This is a genomic window from Microbulbifer variabilis (assembly GCF_052468405.1).
Window position 1 is genome coordinate 3,869,613 of the sequence record NZ_CP174343.1, and the last position, 18,825, is coordinate 3,888,437.

The following is an 18,825-nucleotide window of genomic DNA, read 5'->3' on the forward strand; positions in this document are numbered from 1 at the left end:
TCAGCCTACCGCACAAGTCCGACACCTCAGCGCACAACCCTGGCTGCTGGAACTGTAATAACTACCCCCCTTGTACAATGACATTTGGCGCTCCCAAAAAAAATTTGGCCCTAGCTATATCACACATGCTGGAATGAGCGGAACACCTACTATTCGTAAAACAAAAGCAACAAAAAGTAAGACGTGAGAATACAATGATCAAAACCAGTAAGCTGATGCCGCCCAAGCTCACTGCTGCTCTGCTATGCACAGCTATACTGGCCGCCTGCGGCCAGGAATCCAGCACTTTACAAGCACAGAAGGAAACTACTTATGTGCCGGTACACAGGGCCAATATATCGGGCCTCTCTGAAGAATATGCCAAATTACGTAAACAACAGGTGGTCGAGGTTGATTACCGCTTGAGTGTCAACCTGGATGGTACTGGTGAAAGTTATTTTGGTACCGTACACGCTGATATCCAGTTCAAAAAAGCTTTACAGCAGCCTCTCACTATTGATTTTGCCGGTGGTAAAGTCGAATCGGTAAAAGTTGATGGCAAAGAAACTCCGTTCGAATATAACGGCCACTTCATTACCGTTCCCATATTGCACCTGCCAAATCGACAGCACGCAATTACAGTGAACTATCAACACCCCTATTCCAATAATGGCTCCGGACTACACCGCTTCGAAGATCCAAAAGATGGCAAAGTCTATATGTATACTGACTTTGAGCCCTATGATGCCAACCGGCTTTTCCCACACTTCGATCAACCAAATCTAAAAGCTCGTTACACTCTGGATGTTACTGCTCCAAAAGACTGGGTAGTTATCAGCGCGGAGAGGGAAAGTCGAGTAGAGGAGCAAGGAGAGCTGAAGCATTGGTTTTTCCCTCAGTCGCAAAAATTTTCCTCCTATATTTTTTCTCTTCATGCAGGCCCATACCATATCTGGGAAGATGATGCTGCCGGCATACCACTACGCCTGATGGCCCGCCAAAGCCTGGCAGAGTATGTTAAAACCGAAGATTGGTTTACTTTTACCAAGCAATCCTTTGAGTTCTTCCAGCCATATTTTGAAATAGATTACCCTTTCAAAAAATACGACCAGATCCTTGTTCCTGACTTTAACGCCGGTGCCATGGAAAACGTAGGTTCAGTTACTTTTAATGACGCCTATGTTTCACGCGGGGAAAAAACCCAGGCACAGCGTATGGGCCTGGCAAATGTCATTGCCCATGAGCTGGCTCACCAATGGTTTGGCAACCTAGTAACCATGAACTGGTGGGATGATCTATGGCTCAATGAGAGTTTCGCCACTTATATGGCTAACCTGGCCCTGGCGGAGAACAGTGAGTTTACCAATGCCTGGGAGAATTTTTATCTGGGTACCAAACAGTGGGCCTACCACTCGGATCAACGCCCCACCACCCACGCTATCCAGCTGCCCGTCAAGAATACTGATGAAGCCTTTGCCAACTTCGATGGTATTACCTACGGTAAAGGTGGCTCGGTGTTGAAGCAGCTACCCTACTATCTGGGAAAAGAGGAGTTCCGTAAAGGGGTCAGCAATTACCTGAAAGAGCTCTCCTACCAAAACTCAACACTTGACGACTTCATGGGGCATCTGGGAAAAGCCTCCGGGGTTAATTTAGATATCTGGCAACAGCAATGGCTTTACCAAGCTGGTCTCAATACCATCGAAGCCAGCTTTCAATGTGAAAATAACCAGATTAGTCATTTGACCCTCACTCAGACTGCACCGCAAGAGTATCCCACCTTACGAGAACAGCGTACGCAACTTGGCCTCTATCGTATGGATGGCGAAAATATGAAGCGCTTCGCCACCTTGCCAGTACTATATAGTAGTGCCAAAACTAATGTGGAAGATGCCAAAGGGCTGCCCTGCCCGCAAATTCTCTACCCCAATGAGGGGGACTGGGCTTTTGTGAAAGTAAATCTGGATTCGGTAACGCTGAAGAATATGGCTCAGCATATTAATGCTATCCAGCAGCCTTTTGCTCGTCTTATGATGTGGCAAAGTCTGTTTGATAGCACTTATGATACAAAACTTCCTTTAGATGAATATATCAGCTTTATTATCAGCAATGGCGCAGTGGAACAGGATATTAACGCCATCCGGCTCAATGCCCGCTATTTAAGTTTTGTCTACAGCTACCTTAACCAAATTCCGGTCGGAAAAGAGCGCCGCAACGAACTACAACAGGCGATCGAAGACTTTGTCTGGACACAACTTCAAAAAGCGGCCAGCAGTAGTGACCAGCAGAAAGTTTGGTTTGATACTTTTACCAATGTAGCCCACTCTAATGCAGCACTGGATAATGCCAAACAGTTGTTAATGGGGGAGCTCTCCGTTAAAGGTTTAAAACTAGATCCAGATATGCGCTGGGAACTAATAAGCTTGCAGAACCGTTATCTTTTTGCCGACTATGAAAAAGCCATTGCCCGAGAGTTGAAACAAGACAACTCTGACCGATCAAAGCTCAATGCTATAGCGGCTGAAGCCGTTAGGCCCTCACCGGCAGTTAAACAGAAATGGTTAGATAACTTGATCCTAAATAGAGATAAGTTCAAGTTGAGCGAACTTCGTACAGCCACTTCATCTCTGTTTACCTCAGAACAGATTGAGCTTTTCAACACTAATAGCGAGCGAATATTTTCAGCTTTAGATCAGATCAATAATGAAGATTCCTCAGAGTTAATTAGTATCTATGCATATATGCTCCCCCTTATGTGCTCGAAAGAAGGCGCCCAAAAACTTAGCGATACTCTGAAGGAAAAACAACAGCTCAAACCTACGCTGGTCAAGGCATTAAAAAATCATCGCTATACCAGCGAGCGTTGCATCAAAATGGGGCAGGCTTTAGTAAAACGGTAGCAAGGTTGACCCTAATCACACAACTTGCCAGCTAAAATTATTTTAAGGGCTCTCAGAGCCCTTTTTTATTCAATTGGATTATCGAACTGATATAAAATTAGTCCTCAGCTTATATCTAGCGGTACACTCCCTGAAAAAGGTAAAGGATTTCAGGTATGAAAATTTTTGTAGAAAAAGATAATCTTGTTGATGGAGCTATTGCTAAGCTCTTGAACTCTCACCTACAGGAAATGTATAGGCACTCCCCAGCTGAAAGTGTTCATGCATTGGACCCAAAAGCCTTGCAGGATTCAACCATTACCTTCTGGAGTGCACGTATTAATGGAACTCTGGCCGGATGTGGAGCCCTCAAGGAAATCGCACAATTCCAAGGGGAGTTAAAATCGATGAAAACTAGTCAGTCCTTCCTGCGTATTGGCGTTGCCAAGGCAGTACTGGAAGAAATACTTAAAGAAGCCAGGCTTCGGAACTATAAAGAAGTTAAGCTGGAAACCGGAAGCGGCGCAGCATTTGCACCCGCAGTGGCACTTTACCAGCGGTATGGTTTTGAGCCTTGTGCACCGTTTGCCAACTATAAAAGAGACCCACACAGCTTGTTTTTCTGTAAAAAATTATAAATACCATTATCTATTAATAATAATTATGCCTATTTCCAGAAGAGATTTTTTGAAATTCACAGGATTTTCACCTCTGGTGTTTGCTGGGATCAGTGTTAACAACTCGTTAGCAATTGAGAAATCAATTCCTTTTTTAAGTCAAATGCCCGGGCTGAAAACGCCTATACAAGAAATTTATCCCGCCGTCTTTAATAATGAAATCTATGTTGCCGGTGGCTTTATTCCGTCAACCACTCCCGCTTTTTTCGGCCTTTCTCCGTCAGAGGAGAACTACATTTTTTCCCCTAAACTGCAAAAATGGCGAACTGGACCATCACTTCCCGCTCCGAGGCACCACCTCGGCATGGCCAGCAACTCAAAATACCTATACGCTATTGGTGGATTCACTGGAAAAAAAGGGAACGCCTGGCAGCCCCAAAAGACTGTTTGGAGGCTATCCGAGGCAAAAGAGCAGTGGAGCTCTGCACCATCACTTCCAGTACCAATAGCGGAAAGTGTGCATGTCTCACTCTTGGAGAAAATCCATGTTATTGGTGGAAAGTCCCCCAATTCTGAATCCAAAAACCGAGACAGCAAAAAGCACTATCTATTAGTTGATAATAAACACTGGGAAACAGCGGCACCCCCAAGTATCAATAGGAACTCAGCAGCAGGTGCAGGTCTCAATAACAGAATTTATGTTGTGGGTGGTCGGCAGGTTGGCGACAGCACAAAAAAAGCTAAAAATCTTTCGTATTTTGAAGTTTATGACTCCAATCTTGACAAATGGGAAAAGATAAGGCCACTGCCACAAGCACTTGCTGGTCTTACTGCAACGCCACTTAACGGAAAAATCGTCGTTACCGGAGGGGAGGCATTTGGCCCTAATGGCAACTGGAAGACAGGTACGGTATCCAGTGCTATTTGGATCTATGATCCACTCAGCGATCAGTGGGGTAAAGAAGCGAAACTCAATGAAACACGTCATGGTCATGGCGCCGCTACTATAGGTAACAACCTCTATATTATTGGCGGCGCCGCCAAAGTAGGCCCACAGGATACACTTGGTTCCATGGTAAAATTGAGCTGGAGAGAATAACTGATTTTATCACTAGATCCCGAAGGAAGAACTATGTTAAGTAGAAGAGATTACCCTTTCCTACCAAAACCAAAAGGCCCAATGACTCATGCAGTCATTCATGAAAAGAGTCTTTATATCTCCGGCCTTACGGCCATGGGTACTGACGCTCAGGCTGAAGACTTAACTGAGCAAATACGAGAAATTCTCTCTCAATTAAAAAAAGTTCTGGATTATGAAGGGCTTACTAAGTCAGACCTAATTAAGCTTACAATTTTTATAAAAGAGATAGACAAATTAGGTATAATCCGAGAGGAGTTATTTTCTTTTTATGACAGTCACTATCCCGCCTGCTCATTGGTAGAGGTTTCCAATCTGGTGCATGCAGACCTTAAAATAGAAATTGAAGCGGTAGCGGCAATAGCATAAACCGTTCTGCGGGGAGGTCAGGGGCTGCTATTGTGTATCCATATAGTACTGGTTACGCTCAACACCTAGGTACCCAATATATCTGTCCCTGATTTCCCGCACATAATTTACCGGCTCCCTACCACGCACATAGCCAAATCGACTGCTTCGATAATACTCAGGTTGAGACAAAAGTAGCATGGCCTCCTCAACGTGCCCAAACCACTGGTTAGGGTCCAGTTCCAGCCTCTGGGCAAGATTTCTGGCATCTCTCACATGACCATGGCCCGCATTATAGGAAGCCAGGGTGAAATAGATTTTCTGGTCGAGAGGTAGGTTTTGCGGGAAGCGATCATCCAGCCAATCCAGGTAGGATACACCTGCTCGAATGCCATTTTCCGGATCATATAAATTACCAATACCCAGCTGGCGGGCTGTGCGAGGAAGTACCTGCATCAACCCCTGGGCCCCGGCAAATGAACGTGCCTGAGGATTAAATTGGCTTTCCTGATACATTTGCGCGACCACCATTCGCCAGTCGCGGTCAGTATTTTGAGTATATTTTTGCACTATAGGATCAAATGGCGATAATACATCCGTGCTGCGCAGGCGCTGTCCCTGATGCTTAAGGATACGCTTCTGTTCTTTAAAATACTTGTTATAGGTAACATTGAAAAACAGGTCACGATTATGTTTTTCTAAGAACGTATTCAAGTGCTCCAATAACACCGGTTGCTTAGCACGAACAGCCCAAGCGATATCGCGATCACCAGGAAGTTCGCCGACTACTCTAAAATCGTTACGATAAGTGCTTTCAATTGCCACGAGATGTGAATCGACAACAGTGTAGGGGAAAGCTCCGCTGGCCACAGAATCAATGAGAAATTCCGTTGTAACGCCTTCAATACGTTTTATCTGTAGTGGTAGCAGCTCCTGTGCATGCTGTTTTTGCAGTAATTTCACCAGGCTATCGTGATAACTGGTTTGCGGATTTACCGCCACTATCTGCCCGGCCAGCAACTCCTCCAGTGTCAAGTTGTTATTTTCACTTGCGCCTTGGGGACCGGCCACCAACAACTCCTTGACTGCCATAACTGGTCGGGAAAATACTAACCCCTGTTGACGCCGACCCTCGGTAATTGTGAGAGATGCTGCAATCATATCTCCCATTCCTGCCTGTAGCGCATCAGCTAGGTCCATATCCGGATCTGGCACTATCATGCTGAGACGCAGCTTATGATCACGGGCAAATTTCTTCAGTAAATCATAATCGAACCCCATTAATTCACCGCGCCAAATAAAGTAAGAGGCGGGATGATTACGAGTGAGCACTCTCAAGGTTCCACTCTCCAGGATCTCCTGCCAATCACGCAGAGCCTGCTCCCTCTTCTGGCTGGCCAATACCAATTCAGCCGTAAAAAATTCATTCAGTTCTCGACGGAGGGCCACAGAATCACGTCGCACCGCCCAGGCGATAGCTCGTTCAGAGTTGAGCTTGGAACTACTGGTCAGTTGTGGATAAGCTGGAAGAAACGCATTAACCTGGTTGCTGTCAATGACAGTCGCCTGATATCTCCCCTCGGCTACGGCGGTTAGCAGCTCTTCATGCTCTACCGGGCCATCCAGATAGGTAACTTTATAATTCTGCGCATCCTCGCTATGAATCAACGTCTCAGCAAAGGCGCTGCCACGCCTCACAGCAACCTGTAATGGCCTATTCGGCACGGGTTGTAACCCATTATCCCGCCGGGTTACCAATAACTCACTGACAAACTGCAGGGGGCGTGTAAAGGAAACCACAGCCTTTCGCTCCTGCGTTCGGGAAAAATTGCTGGCAATGACATCGCCACGACCTTCAATAAGTGCCGGAATCAGTTGCGCGAAGTTGTCCACATACACCCATTGAGGTTGAAGGCCCCGACTGTGGGCAAACTTTTCCGCTAACTCCCTCCATTCACTCATAGGTAGCCCAATACGCGGCAGCGAGCCCTCTTGGGGCCCCCTCGGCGCAAGCAGACGCAGGACGCCTCTCTCCTTCAAAGCAGGCATATCCCCCAGGTCTACATAGTTTTCAAAAACCGGAGCTTCTACCAGCTGTGTTTGCTGCTGATTTGGCGCAGGCTGTTGGGAAATTGCCAGATCAGTGTCGGCAGTGTCATCGACAGAGGCCTGTCGCTGCTCACAACCTAAAAGCAGAAATAGTGAGGTCAGTAAAAGGAAAATAAAAAGCAATCTTCTTTGCACAGTGCACCTTTTAGCTTTTATTAGGCATCGTACTACGCTTCCTGCGCGCTGCAGTTTGCGCTTCGCCATCTGGAGCGGCCGCTGTTAGGTAAATCGTACCAGCTTAGGGTGAAAGATCCCCCCAAAAAAAAGCCCGGCAAACTCAATTGCCGGGCAAATATACGTTGGCGAATGTAGGTTGTCTCTTACACGGAGTGACAAGCCCTCTCTTATTCGATGAGCCTCTTATTTTTATTAGATGGATTTAGGTTTGCCCTGTAGCTCCGCCAATCTCATTTTTATTTGTTTGTTCTCATCCTCATCAGGGAGTTCGAACATCAGCGGTTTTGCCACTTTCGCAAAGTACTCCGCATCTTTCTGTTGGTATAGCTCTTCAGCCAGCCACTGGGCAATATGCAGCTCACGAGGTGCACGAATATAGGCCTGCTCCAGCTTTTCCAAATACTCTTCCCGGGGGTAACCCAGCATTTCCATAGCCATTGCCAGGCCGAACCAATGGGAGGCATTTTCCGGTTCTTTGTCTACCAGGTATTTAAATTCCTCACGGGATTTTTTCAGACTGCGAAGGTCACGCGCATGGTTTGGAACCGTAGCCTGTTGGTTAACCGTCAACCACGCGTGCGCACTCAAGTACCAGGGCTGCTGGCGATCGCTGCGAGGCACGCTGGCGAGTAAGTGGCTGGCTTGGGGGAAATCCCCTATGCGCAGATCCGCACTGGCTTTAATAGCGGCCAGTTGGGTGCTGTAAATGCCCGCGTGGTACGCATAGGAAAGAAGGTCATCCAGGGCCTGCAGGTTGTAACCAGACTGGGCGATAAACCCGGCCAGGATATTCACGGATTCACGCTTGGGCAGACGTTTGACTTTAGGCTTGGCCTCTTTGAAGTGCGCGGGGATCTCACCACTAACCACTTCATATTCACCAGAATCGAACGCAGCAACATATGCTTTTTCAAGCTCTTTAACCGACATGCCCAGGGCCTTCTCCAGTGATTTCACCGGGTCAGCGCCGTCGTTATAGGCTTTGACGAACTGCTTAAATTCTTCCGACTTATCTCCCTCCATCATCAGCCAGTGGGACAAGAGCCAACCGCTGGCATACACATCGGCTTTCTCCTCGGCATCGGTGTTATAAACAGTTGCACGCAAGAGCCTATCCAGGGGCATCAGGCCTGCATACATCAAGGTTTGAGCGCGTTCCTGCGGGATTTCACCCAGCTCATAGCGGCCTTCCTTGGGGAAAGACATGGTTGCCATAAACTCGGCAAAGCCCTCGCTGTACCAATAGGGGAAATGGATGGTATTGCCGTTATAGGAAAGGAAGTGGGTGTACTCGTGGAAAAGGAATTCACGGGCCTTAAGTTGCTTCTTTATGCTGCGGCCATCCAGATTCACCAGGGCATAGCTACCTTCGGCGGAAGTATCGAACAGGCCGTTAGTCATTTCAGCTAGTTCAGCACCCACCAATCCAGCATAAGTATCCCTGTCCCCCGCCGCATAAATGGTGAGTTTTGGGGTATTTGGATCTACCTCCAGAAGCTCTGTAGCCACTGCGCGATAGCGTTCCAGGTCAGCGACCAGGGTCTTTACCGCTTTGGGATCACCATCGGTAATGACTCGAAAATTTTCACTATCCACTTCATACCAAATTTCCTCCCCCAGGTAGCGGGGAGCAGCATTGGCGGTCAGTACAAATCCGAAACAAAGTACTAAAAAAACAGCTGCGCGAGAAACCATAGTTCGGGCCACCAGTCGTTGTTAATGAAGCCCTCCATGGTCAAATAGTGAAGCCCATACACTACCGCTTTTAATTGATTAAAAAAAGAACAACTTGATCACAAAACATCACCTTTCATGTTTTTTTGTGACTTGCCGGACAGGGTATTCAGTAGTCAAGTTGCAGAAAAACTGGAGGGGATAACGACAAACTAAGAGACAAACGTCTCAATTTTGGCCCTTCTGGCATACAAATAGAGGACAAGCTTCTATATATTGCGCTGTTGACCATTTTCTAAAAAATGGTCAAAAAAATAATAATTAATCTGCTTTGATGAGAGAAACATAATGAAAACTGCACCACTACTGGCGCTGCTTGGCGGCGCCTTGATGTCAGCCCATGCCTGGTCGGCACCCGAATATATTTCCGATCTGGATATTACCTCTTTTGATGGAACTGTACTCGATGCCAATTTGTTTGTGCCTGAAACCCCAGCACCTGCAGAGGGCTACCCCACCGTCATCTTCACCAACAGCTGGGGCCTTGAGAAACGCCAATATCATTTCCAGGCCAAAGAGCTCGCAGAGAATGGCTATCTGGTATTGAGCTACTCCACTCGTGGCTTTGGCCACTCGGGCGGCCTGGTAGACGTAGCCGGGGAGAACAGTATTGCCGATGTTGGTGTTCTGATCGACTGGTTAGAATCCAATTATTCTGTAGGTAAGCTGGGAATGGCCGGTATTTCCTATGGAGGTGGCATTTCCCTGCTAAGCGCGGCACAAGACCCTCGGATTGATGCGGTAGCTGCCCTGTCCGGTTGGGCCGACGTAGTTGAAGCCCTCTACCCCAATGAGACCGTTAACCTGGTTTGGGGTAGCTTGCTTGTTACTACTGCTTTCGACAAAGAAGCTGAACTGGAACAGGTCTGGGATGACCTCCGAAGCGGTCAGAATTTGGAGCAGGTCATCGAGTTCGGTGCCAAACGTTCGGCTATCAGCTACATCGACCAATTGAACAAAAACGGCACTGCAGTACTGGTATCTAATAACTTTGCCGATTATCTGTTTAAGCCCAACAGCATGACTGACTTTTACTCCCTGCTTGAGGGCCCCAAAAAGCTGATGCTGAATCCTGGCACCCACGCCATTACCGAGACCCTCTCTGGCAACGATGGCCATATATGGTCCACCAGCTTCCGCTGGTTCGATCACCACCTGAAAGGCGAAGACAACGGCATCAACCGCGAGCCTAAAGTGGATATGACAGTCCGCATCAGTAATGAGCTGGAGCACTATGAAGACTATCCGGTAACCCAGGAGAGCACCACTTGGTATCTGCAACCACGCTTCACCATGTTTAACAGTGGCAGTATGGAGAGCGGCAAGTACGATGGCTGGAGCTGGAGTAATGAATTCCACGGGGGCTGGGATACCTTTGCTGGTACCGGTATCCCATTGATTTCCGATGCCCTCGAAGGTTTTGGTATCCCAGTGTACGCGCCAATGATGGCGATCAACGGTTACTATGCCATTGAGTACAAGTCACCAAGACAATCAGAAACCCTGCAAATCCGCGGTGCTCCTAAGCTGGAAATGTGGATTGAACCCAGTAAGGAAGAGGTTCAACTCAACGTACACCTCTACGATGTCAGCCTCTTTGGCCTTGGCCGCCTGATCACCCATGCACCAATTACAGTGCGTACCGACCAGCCCGGCAAGAAGCAAAAAATCGAAGTTGAGTTATTTACTACCAGCTATAACGTACCTGCCGGCCACCGTGTAGTTATGGCCATTGATACCCAGGGCCCTATCTATAAGAAACCGGAAGACACCAACTACACCATCACAGTGCCTTATAGCAGCAGTAAGGTTTCCAGCCTGACAGTTCCGCACCTGTAAGAAACCCTCCCGCAACAAGCCCGGCAGATCTCCCGGCCGGGCTTTTTTCTCGCTGTTGATCAAACCACTTCAGGACTAGGCGTATTTTTCGCCAAACCGTTACAATGGCCTCTTTTTAGGCAAAGTACCCTCTCCCTATGAACAAGAAGATACCACTTGCCCTGTTGGCCGCGACTTTACTGTCTGTAGCCGGCTGCAATCCAGAAGAAAAGGCCGCGCAAAAACCCGAACTGCAGACCAGCACCTCGGCTGTAACCTTGGACTTGAGTGATGCCCCAGAGGGCAAATTGCCACAGGGAGTGAGCCCCACCGCCTACCGGCTAGACCTCAACCTGGACCCTCGCCAGGATTCCTTTAGCGGCAGTGTCGCTATCGATATCCAGCTGGCCAAGGCTGCCAACCATATCTGGCTACATGGCAATAACCTCGGTGTAAGTGTGATTAAGGCACAGTTGACTGATGGGCGCGAAGTCGCAGCTCAATATCGCCAGGTACTAGACAGCGGTGTGGCCGCTATCGAATTTGCCGAACTGTTACCCGCCGGCGAGTTCACACTGCTTATTGACTACAGTGCCGACTTTGATCGCAACCTGGCGGGCTTGTTTAAGGTTGAGGAGCAGGGCAGCGCCTATGTCCTGGCCAAGTCCGAGTCGATCCAGGCGCGCAAGTACCTGCCTGGCTTTGACGAGCCAGGCCTCAAGGCTACCTTCTCTGTCAGCCTGACTGTACCTGAAGGCTATGCCGCTATTAGTAATGGGCCCGAGCTAAAACGTGAAGCCGCTGGTGAAGGCATGGAGAAGGTGACTTTTGCTGCTACGCCCCCCATGTCCACCTACTTGCTGTCTCTATCGGTAGGGCCCTTCGATATCGTCGAGCGCCCGGCCATACCACCGAGTAAATATCGCAAAGAGCCTATTCCACTACGTGGTTTTGCCCGCCAGGGCCGTGGTGGCGATATGAATTATATCCTCGATATCACCCCCGAAATGGTGGAAACCTTCGAGAACCAACTACAACGCCCTTACCCCTTCAAGAAACTCGACATCATCGCAGCACCCCAATGGCCCAGTGGTGCTACCGAGTTATCTGCCGCCATCACCTATCGCGAACAGCGCATCCTGGTAGGTGATAATCCCGCCCCTGGTGCCCGCCTGGCCCTGGTGGAGGTACATGCCCATGAAATCGCCCATATGTGGTTTGGCAACCAGGTAACTCCGCCCTGGTGGGACGACTTGTGGTTGAAAGAAGGGTTTGCCACCTGGGGAGAACCTTTGGTGCTGCGTATTATGGAGCCGGGAGGTGGCCACGACCTGAATGCCGCGACTTACGCCATTGGCGCTATGCAGTTGGATTCCCTGGCTAGTACTCGCGCTATTCGCGAACCGGTGACTGACAACAACAATATCCGTAACGCCTATGACTCCATCACCTATTCAAAGAGTCTCGGTGTGATCAATATGGTGGACAGCTATTTTGGAGCCGAGCGTTTTCGTCCAGCCCTGGGGCGCTACCTGGAAACCTTTAGTGATGGGGAAGCGGACTCGCCATCCTTCTACAAAGTTATTGGCGAAGAGACCAATACTCCAGAACTGACAGAGGCTTTCCGCAGTTTCGTTGAGCAAAAGGGTGTACCTCAGCTGGAGCTGTTGCTGGATTGCACAACTCCGTCCCAGGCAAAACTGCATGTAAGCCAAAGCCGCTACAAAGCCCTGGGCTCTCCCATTGAAGAGACCGGGCAAAAGTGGAACATCCCATTCTGCTTCAGCAGTGCCGGCAGTGAACAGCAATGCCAGATACTGACCCGCAAAGAAGAAACCCTGGATATTGCCGTCAATACCTGCCCGAGCTGGGTAATGCCGAACGCCCAGGGCAGCGGGTATTATCGCTGGAACTTGCCTGAAGCCCAGTGGCAGGCCCTGCTCGAACATTTTGCAGAATTCGCCCCCACCGAACAGCTGTCCATTATCGACAGCGCCTTTGCTGCCTTCGAGGCCGGAAAACTGCCAGCAGCTCAGTTACTTGAAGTTGTACGCCAATCTGCAAGAGTAGAAAAACGGCAGGTCATCACCTTGCCACTAAACTACCTGCGCAAGTATCGGGAGAGCTACTTGGGTGAAGTGCAGCACTCTGCATTCCTAAACTTTGCTCAAAACCTGTATTTACCGCTACTAAACAACAGTGCCAACAGCGCTGAACCCGATCAGCAAATGCTGCACAGTGAACTGCTCGGCTTTATGGCATTGGTCGCTGGCGATCCAGATACGCGCAAGCAGTTAGTGGATAAAGCCACTGCATTCACCGGTTACAAAACAACCCGCGACCCTGAAGCGCTGGACTCCGACCTCTATGGTCCTGCGTTGACCGTAGCCGTACAGGATGCTGGTGATGACTTTTTGTCGCACTTGATCAAAGTACGCGGCGTGTTGGATGATCCGCGCTTCGAGAATGCCAGCGCCAGTGCCATTGGCAGTAGTGACAGTCCCTCGCAATTAGAAGTCGTGCAAAAGTTGGCCCTCAGCGAAGAAATGGGACCCCGTGAAACCTTCACATTGATTCAGTACTCCCTGGCCCAACCTGAAGTACAAGAACAAAACTGGCAGTGGCTGCGCGATAACTTTGACAAGGTTGTGGATAAAATTCCGGCCCAAATTCGTCGCCGCACCCCGGCTTTTGCTGGCGTTTTCTGTGATGCAAAACGCTTGCAGGAATTACAGCAGTTGTTTGCTCAACACGGCGCTCTCACTCCCGGTTACCAACGCAGCCTGGCACAGACAGAAGAGCGTATACAGCTGTGTATGGCACTGGAGAAAAAAGGGCAGTCCTTGATGGAAGCTTTGCCGAGGTCAGTGGGCCTGGCCCAAAATATCTGATACAGCCGCGCTAATTTATTACAGTATTAAATATCCTCATAGCAGGGAAATTTTTGCTGCCAGTGCCGGGAGGGGATTACTCTCCCGGCTAACTTGCCCAAATTTCAGGATTCACCTTTATTGTGCTTACGTAGTCGGAATGCCAGCCAAATCATCGGCAGACCAAAAATAATTGCGTAGGCTCCTATCAACCACACCAGCGCCAAGGCGCCTGCCCCCGGACTCACCAGAATCGCAATACCGAAGATTACTGAAAGCACACCGATGGCAATCAGCAGCCACTCATTGTCAATTTCCTTGCGCAAGCGAATCGCACCGACAATCTCAAAAATTCCACGAACCAGGGCCCAGGCACCAATAAAAATTACCAGTACCAACGCTGTTATTTGTGGATACATAAAAGTCACTATCCCTGCTGCCAGGCTGATTAAACCGGAGACGATCAGCCACCATAGGGGGGTAGACTTGTGTCTCCCCATCACCGCCGCAACCAGCGAGAAAATCCCATCCAACAAAGCATAAATACCAAATAGGAAAACCAGGGTCAGCAGGGATAATCCCGGCCAGATGAAAGTTAGCACCCCGAAAATTACCGCAATTAACCCGCGCAATAACAGCAGCCACCAATTGGCCGAGAGGACCTGCAATATAGGCCCGGAGGGGAGAGAGGAAGTATCAGTGGACATAGAGCAGTCCCCGGGTAGAACATCTATTTTAATTTAAGCGCCACAGTCCATGGACTACCAGTTTTTCGGGAAAATCTCCGCAGAAAAACAGCAAAAAGATGCTAAAAAGCCAATTGCCTTCTCATAATCTGGAGACTTAAAGCATTGGGAAAACTACCCATTGGATAAGGGCTATAAGGAGGGAGGCGGCCCACGAGCGCGACCATGCAGTCGACTCTGCAAAGACTGAGATCGCGCCGCAGGCCGCTATTTCCAGTGTAGCCGTAACTGACAAATCAGGTTATTGACCAAACTGGATTAGAAGTCAGGTGTAAATAGCACAGGGAAACTCTCTCACTGCGGGGTTTATTTTTCTGCTAAGCAGAGGAAAGGCTTTGGGAAATGCAGTGAAAGTAGCCGGCAGCCCGAAGGCTGCCGGAAGAGTTGATCAGGACAGCTCGCCAATCACACCACGCAGTTTATCGACAATTGCATCAATCTCGTGCTTTTCGATAATGAGTGGTGGGGACATACACAGGGCATCACCAATACCTCGGGCCATCACTCCTGCCTCCCAGGCCATGCCAGATGCTTTGGCCCCGAATTTACCCTTCAGGTTTTCCGGCGCACGCAGTTCAATCGCACCAACCAAGCCGTAGTTGCGCACATCAATCACATTGTCCATATCCGCCAAGCTGTGCAAGGCATTTTCCCAATGCTGGCCGATCTCACCGGATGCACGAGTTAGCAGGCCTTCGCGCTCGTAGATATCCAGGGTTGCCATACCTGCAGCACAAGCTACTGGATGCGCGGAGTAGGTGTAGCCATGGAAGAATTCCACCATACCCTCAGCGGCCGCATCCATAATGGTGTTGTGGATATCGTCTTTCACAAAGACCGCACTCAAAGGCACTGCCGCATTGGTAATACCTTTGGCGGAGGTGATCATATCCGGGGTCACGCCGAATTCGATGGAGCCAAACGCGGAGCCGGTACGGCCCCAACCGGAAATTACCTCATCAAAAATCAGCAACAGGTCATGCTGATCACAAATCTCACGCAAACGCTGCAGGTAACCTTTCGGAGGTAGCACCACACCGCCAGCACCGGCAAACGGCTCGACGATTACCGCAGCGATTTGATCTGCACCGTGGAAGGCCACCAGGCGCTCCAGGTCTTCCGCCAGTTCCACACCATGCTCAGGAAGACCACGGCTGAAAGCATTGCGCTCAATGTCCAGGGTATGGCGCATATGATTGGCTTTAACCGGCTGACCAAAGCTCTGGTAATTCGGAGCGATACCACCTACAGAGATACCACCGAAGTTCACCCCGTGGTAACCCTTTTCGCGGCCGATAAACATGGTGCGGGTGCCTTTGCCTCGTGCGCGCTGGTATTGCAGGGCAATTTTCAATGCAGTCTCTACCGCTTCGGAACCGGAATTGCCGAAAAATACATGGTTGAGGCCGTCTGGAGTATGCTTCACCAAGCGCTCGGAGTACTCAAAGCCCAGCTCGTGACCGAAATTAAAAATAGAGCTGTAATCCAGAGTTTTTGCCTGCTGGTATATTGCCTCAGCAATTTCAGTACGACCGTGACCGGCATTGCTGCACCAGAGGCCAGCGGTTGCATCAATAATCTGGCGTCCACCCTTTTCGGTGAGATAAATACCCTCAGCGCGCTCCACGATCCGCGGTGCGGATTTAAAGGTGCGATTGGGGGTAAAAGGCATCCAGAAAGCGTTGGTTTGCATCTCAGACATAAACTGTATCTCCGCAAGTTCCCTGAAATTTCAATGTATTCGGATTTGGGAGCCATTGGCTCCCGCTAATCTCTCAAGGCGCTTGTGCAATTTCAGACAAGCGCGTGGCATAACCGTTCGGACCTGTGGGTCAAGCACCGAAGCAGCAGTATTTGGTCTCGTAGAATTCGGCCATACCCTCAACTCCCCCCTCGCGACCAATACCGGACTCCTTGGTGCCGCCAAAAGGTGCGACCGTAGTGGAGAAAACCCCGGTGTTGCAGGCAATCATGCCGTATTCAAGTGCCTCGACCACTCGGTTAGCGCGACGAATATTCTCACTCATTACATAAGCGGCCAGGCCATAGGGAGTATCATTAGCACGGCGAACTACATCATCTTCCTCGGTAAACTTCTGCACTGCCGCAATCGGTCCAAAATTTTCTTCCTGAGCAATACGCATATCGTCAGTAACACTGGTGATCAGGGTCGGGGCAAAATAGTTCTCACCATTTGGCAGCTGCTCTCCGCCAATTTCGATCTTGGCGCCAGCCGCTACCGCATCCTGCACCAGGCCCTGAACGCGATCTACCGCACGGCGGAAGATCATCGGGCCCATATTCACCCCCTCTTCTGTGCCGTGGCCAATCTGCATTGCAGCCACTTCAGCACGCAGTTTTTCTACGAACTCATCGTGCACAGATTCGTGCACATAGATACGATTGGTGGCTACACACACTTGGCCGGCATTGCGGAACTTGGTCGCTACACAGGCCTTCACTGCGGTATCGATATCTGCATCATCGAAAACGATAAAGGGGGCATTTCCACCCAGCTCCATGGACATCTTCTTCACCGTGCTGGCGCACTGGGCCATCAGCAGCTTGCCGACAGCAGTGGAACCAGTGAAAGTGAATTTGGCCACACGGGGATCCTGGGTCAGTACTCTGCCGATGCCCGGCGCATCAGTGCCAGTCACAACATTGATAGTGCCCTTGGGCAGGCCAGCCTCTTCTGCCAGCCGACAAAGAGCCAGTGCGGAAAGCGGGGTCTCGAGAGCGGGTTTGATCACCACGGTACAGCCAGCTGCCAGCGCAGGCGCCGCTTTGCGGGTAATCATCGCGTTGGGGAAGTTCCACGGTGTAATGCAGGTTACAACACCCACTGGCTGGCGGATGGTGCTCAGACGCATCGCCGGGTTGTGGGTAGGAATCGTCTGGCCGTAAGCGCGGCGGCACTCCTCCGCAAACCACTCGATAAAAGAAGCGCCGTAGAGAATTTCACCCTTGGCTTCCGCCAGGGGCTTGCCCTGCTCCAAAGTGAGGATACGCGCCAAATCATCGCTGTTATCCATAATTAGCTGATACCAGCGCTTGAGGATGGCGGCACGTTCGCCGGCGGTGCGGCGGCTCCACTCTGGGAAAGCCGCGTTAGCTGCGGCTACCGCTGCCTCTGCATCTGCCGCTGAACCATCGGCTACTTTGCCCAACAACTCGCCATTGGCCGGATCACGCACCTCTGCGGTGCCCTCAGCATCCCGCCACTCTCCATCGATATAGTTCTGAAACTTCAACAGGTCTGGATTCGCCAGTTTCACCGGAAACTCCTGATAATTGCGTGTTATTAATAGTATTGCGGCGATTTTGGCCGCAGCTAGGGGGGGAGAATAGTAGTATTTTTGCAACTAAAATTTATATTTATCAAACTTTATCTCAAAGCAGCTAAGGCCTTTCCCCTTACAGCTGCCTAGCAATGCTAAGTTACGGCAAAAATTCGTGGAAAACACGGGAGAATTCGGCAAATGAGCAAGGCAAAAAGTGCTCTGGGTGGTCGCCTCAGCGATATGGATCTCCGTCTGCTGAGAGTCTTTCGAGAAGTAGTGCGCGCCGGCGGTCTGGCACCGGCAGAAGTAGCGCTCAACATCGGGCGCTCCACCATCAGTGTTCATATCTCTGACCTGGAGACCCGTCTGGGTATGCAACTATGCCTCCGCTCTCGCGGGCGTGCCGATTTCAAACTGACACCAGAGGGAGAAACCCTCTTTCAGGCAATTTTGGAACTGGATGGGCATCTGGATGCCTTTAGAAGCCAGGTTAACGCTATTCAGTCCCAGCTTACCGGTACTCTACGCCTAGTGATGCCGGATGACGTATTGGAAATCCCCCAGCTAGACCTGCCCGCAACCATTGCTCGCCTGAGAGAACAGGCCCCCCAGTTACACCTGGAGGTCCAACTGGCCGCACCCCAGGAGCTGGAGTTGGAAATCCTCGCCGGCCGCGCCGATGTTGGCATCAACCCGCTGCATTCACACAGGCCGGGTTTAGACTACCAACCTCTATTCCAACATCAATCCACCCTTTACTGTGGCGCCAATCACCCGTGTGCCCAAGCCAACAAAATTAGTGAAGAGTTACTCACTCAGCAGGAACTGGCCGCTCCCAGCCATGCTGTTTTATCTGGTGCAGCTCATCTCTATCGCCTTTTTCCCAAACGCTCCACCGCCAACCATATGGCAGCAAGACTCGCCATGATTCTCTCTGGATCTTTTATCGGGTTTCTGCCTGAGTATCTTGCACGTAAATATGTTCAAGCACATCAGCTCCTGCCCCTGCTATCAGGGAAATTTCATTACCGTATTCAAAATGCAGCGACTTTCAAAAAAAGTGCAGCTGAGCACCCCACAATCAAGCTGTTTCTGAGAGCACTGGTGATACGTGAATAATTAATCA

12 protein-coding genes are annotated in these 18,825 nt (G+C 49.9%); 7 read left to right on the plus strand and 5 right to left on the minus strand.

The features are described 5' to 3' along the window. Window positions 1–194 precede the first annotated feature (194 nt). The 4 genes from pepN to ACJJJB_RS17510 all read left to right on the plus strand — a co-directional run bounded on the left by pepN (window position 195) and on the right by ACJJJB_RS17510 (window position 4,982). Window positions 195–2,879 (plus strand): aminopeptidase N, encoded by a 2,685-nt coding sequence (pepN, locus tag ACJJJB_RS17495; protein WP_445365236.1) that lies wholly within the window; start codon window positions 195–197, stop codon window positions 2,877–2,879. A gap of 155 nt (window positions 2,880–3,034) precedes the next feature. Beyond that, on the plus strand, window positions 3,035–3,496 hold the full coding sequence (locus ACJJJB_RS17500) for a GNAT family N-acetyltransferase (RefSeq protein ID WP_444946019.1): 462 nt from the start codon (window positions 3,035–3,037) through the stop codon (window positions 3,494–3,496). Between the two features lie 49 nt (window positions 3,497–3,545). Beyond that, complete coding sequence (locus tag ACJJJB_RS17505) at window positions 3,546–4,574, plus strand: Kelch repeat-containing protein (RefSeq protein ID WP_444946018.1); 1,029 nt, start codon at window positions 3,546–3,548, stop codon at window positions 4,572–4,574. A 33-nt stretch (window positions 4,575–4,607) separates the two neighbouring features. Continuing rightward, window positions 4,608–4,982, plus strand: a complete 375-nt coding sequence (locus ACJJJB_RS17510) for a RidA family protein (RefSeq protein WP_020414226.1) — start codon at window positions 4,608–4,610, stop codon at window positions 4,980–4,982. A gap of 27 nt (window positions 4,983–5,009) precedes the next feature. Here ACJJJB_RS17510 and ACJJJB_RS17515 read toward each other — a convergent pair whose 3' ends face one another. Continuing rightward, complete coding sequence (locus ACJJJB_RS17515; RefSeq protein ID WP_444946017.1) at window positions 5,010–7,205, minus strand: transporter substrate-binding domain-containing protein; 2,196 nt, start codon at window positions 7,203–7,205, stop codon at window positions 5,010–5,012. Between the two features lie 234 nt (window positions 7,206–7,439). Then, entirely contained in the window at window positions 7,440–8,942 is a 1,503-nt protein-coding gene (locus tag ACJJJB_RS17520; RefSeq protein ID WP_445365237.1) for a hypothetical protein, read from the minus strand. A gap of 327 nt (window positions 8,943–9,269) precedes the next feature. Between ACJJJB_RS17520 and ACJJJB_RS17525 the strand changes: the two genes are divergently transcribed. Both ACJJJB_RS17525 and ACJJJB_RS17530 read left to right on the plus strand, forming a co-directional pair. Further along, window positions 9,270–10,820, plus strand: coding sequence for a CocE/NonD family hydrolase (locus ACJJJB_RS17525; protein WP_020414223.1), 1,551 nt, complete (start codon window positions 9,270–9,272; stop codon window positions 10,818–10,820). Window positions 10,821–10,957: 137 nt separating this feature from the next. Continuing rightward, window positions 10,958–13,690, plus strand: coding sequence for a M1 family metallopeptidase (locus ACJJJB_RS17530; RefSeq protein ID WP_445365238.1), 2,733 nt, complete (start codon window positions 10,958–10,960; stop codon window positions 13,688–13,690). A 104-nt stretch (window positions 13,691–13,794) separates the two neighbouring features. Here the strand turns inward: ACJJJB_RS17530 and ACJJJB_RS17535 are convergent, their stop codons facing one another. The 3 genes from ACJJJB_RS17535 to ACJJJB_RS17545 form a co-directional block, all read right to left on the minus strand. Then, entirely contained in the window at window positions 13,795–14,376 is a 582-nt protein-coding gene (locus tag ACJJJB_RS17535; RefSeq protein ID WP_020414221.1) for an HdeD family acid-resistance protein, read from the minus strand. A 427-nt stretch (window positions 14,377–14,803) separates the two neighbouring features. Beyond that, on the minus strand, window positions 14,804–16,117 hold the full coding sequence (gene aptA / locus ACJJJB_RS17540) for an omega-aminotransferase AptA (RefSeq protein ID WP_020414220.1): 1,314 nt from the start codon (window positions 16,115–16,117) through the stop codon (window positions 14,804–14,806). A gap of 130 nt (window positions 16,118–16,247) precedes the next feature. Then, the gene (locus ACJJJB_RS17545; protein ID WP_020414219.1) at window positions 16,248–17,693 is read right to left on the minus strand and encodes an NAD-dependent succinate-semialdehyde dehydrogenase; all 1,446 of its coding nucleotides are present in this window, start codon (window positions 17,691–17,693) and stop codon (window positions 16,248–16,250) included. A gap of 204 nt (window positions 17,694–17,897) precedes the next feature. Here ACJJJB_RS17545 and ACJJJB_RS17550 point away from each other — a divergent pair, with 204 nt between their 5' ends. Continuing rightward, complete coding sequence (locus ACJJJB_RS17550) at window positions 17,898–18,818, plus strand: LysR family transcriptional regulator (protein WP_020414218.1); 921 nt, start codon at window positions 17,898–17,900, stop codon at window positions 18,816–18,818. Window positions 18,819–18,825 lie beyond the last annotated feature (7 nt).

Excerpts from the sequence above, each read along its gene's own strand:
- ACJJJB_RS17500 (WP_444946019.1), top strand. The coding sequence starts at position 3,035 with ATGAAAATTTTTGTAGAAAAAGATAATCTTGTTGATGGAGCTATTGCT.
- ACJJJB_RS17535 (WP_020414221.1), bottom strand. The coding sequence starts at position 14,376 with ATGTCCACTGATACTTCCTCTCTCCCCTCCGGGCCTATATTGCAGGTC.
- pepN (WP_445365236.1), top strand. The coding sequence starts at position 195 with ATGATCAAAACCAGTAAGCTGATGCCGCCCAAGCTCACTGCTGCTCTG.
- ACJJJB_RS17550 (WP_020414218.1), top strand. The coding sequence starts at position 17,898 with ATGAGCAAGGCAAAAAGTGCTCTGGGTGGTCGCCTCAGCGATATGGAT.
- ACJJJB_RS17530 (WP_445365238.1), top strand. The coding sequence starts at position 10,958 with ATGAACAAGAAGATACCACTTGCCCTGTTGGCCGCGACTTTACTGTCT.
- ACJJJB_RS17520 (WP_445365237.1), bottom strand. The coding sequence starts at position 8,942 with ATGGTTTCTCGCGCAGCTGTTTTTTTAGTACTTTGTTTCGGATTTGTA.
- aptA (WP_020414220.1), bottom strand. The coding sequence starts at position 16,117 with ATGTCTGAGATGCAAACCAACGCTTTCTGGATGCCTTTTACCCCCAAT.
- ACJJJB_RS17525 (WP_020414223.1), top strand. The coding sequence starts at position 9,270 with ATGAAAACTGCACCACTACTGGCGCTGCTTGGCGGCGCCTTGATGTCA.
- ACJJJB_RS17510 (WP_020414226.1), top strand. The coding sequence starts at position 4,608 with ATGTTAAGTAGAAGAGATTACCCTTTCCTACCAAAACCAAAAGGCCCA.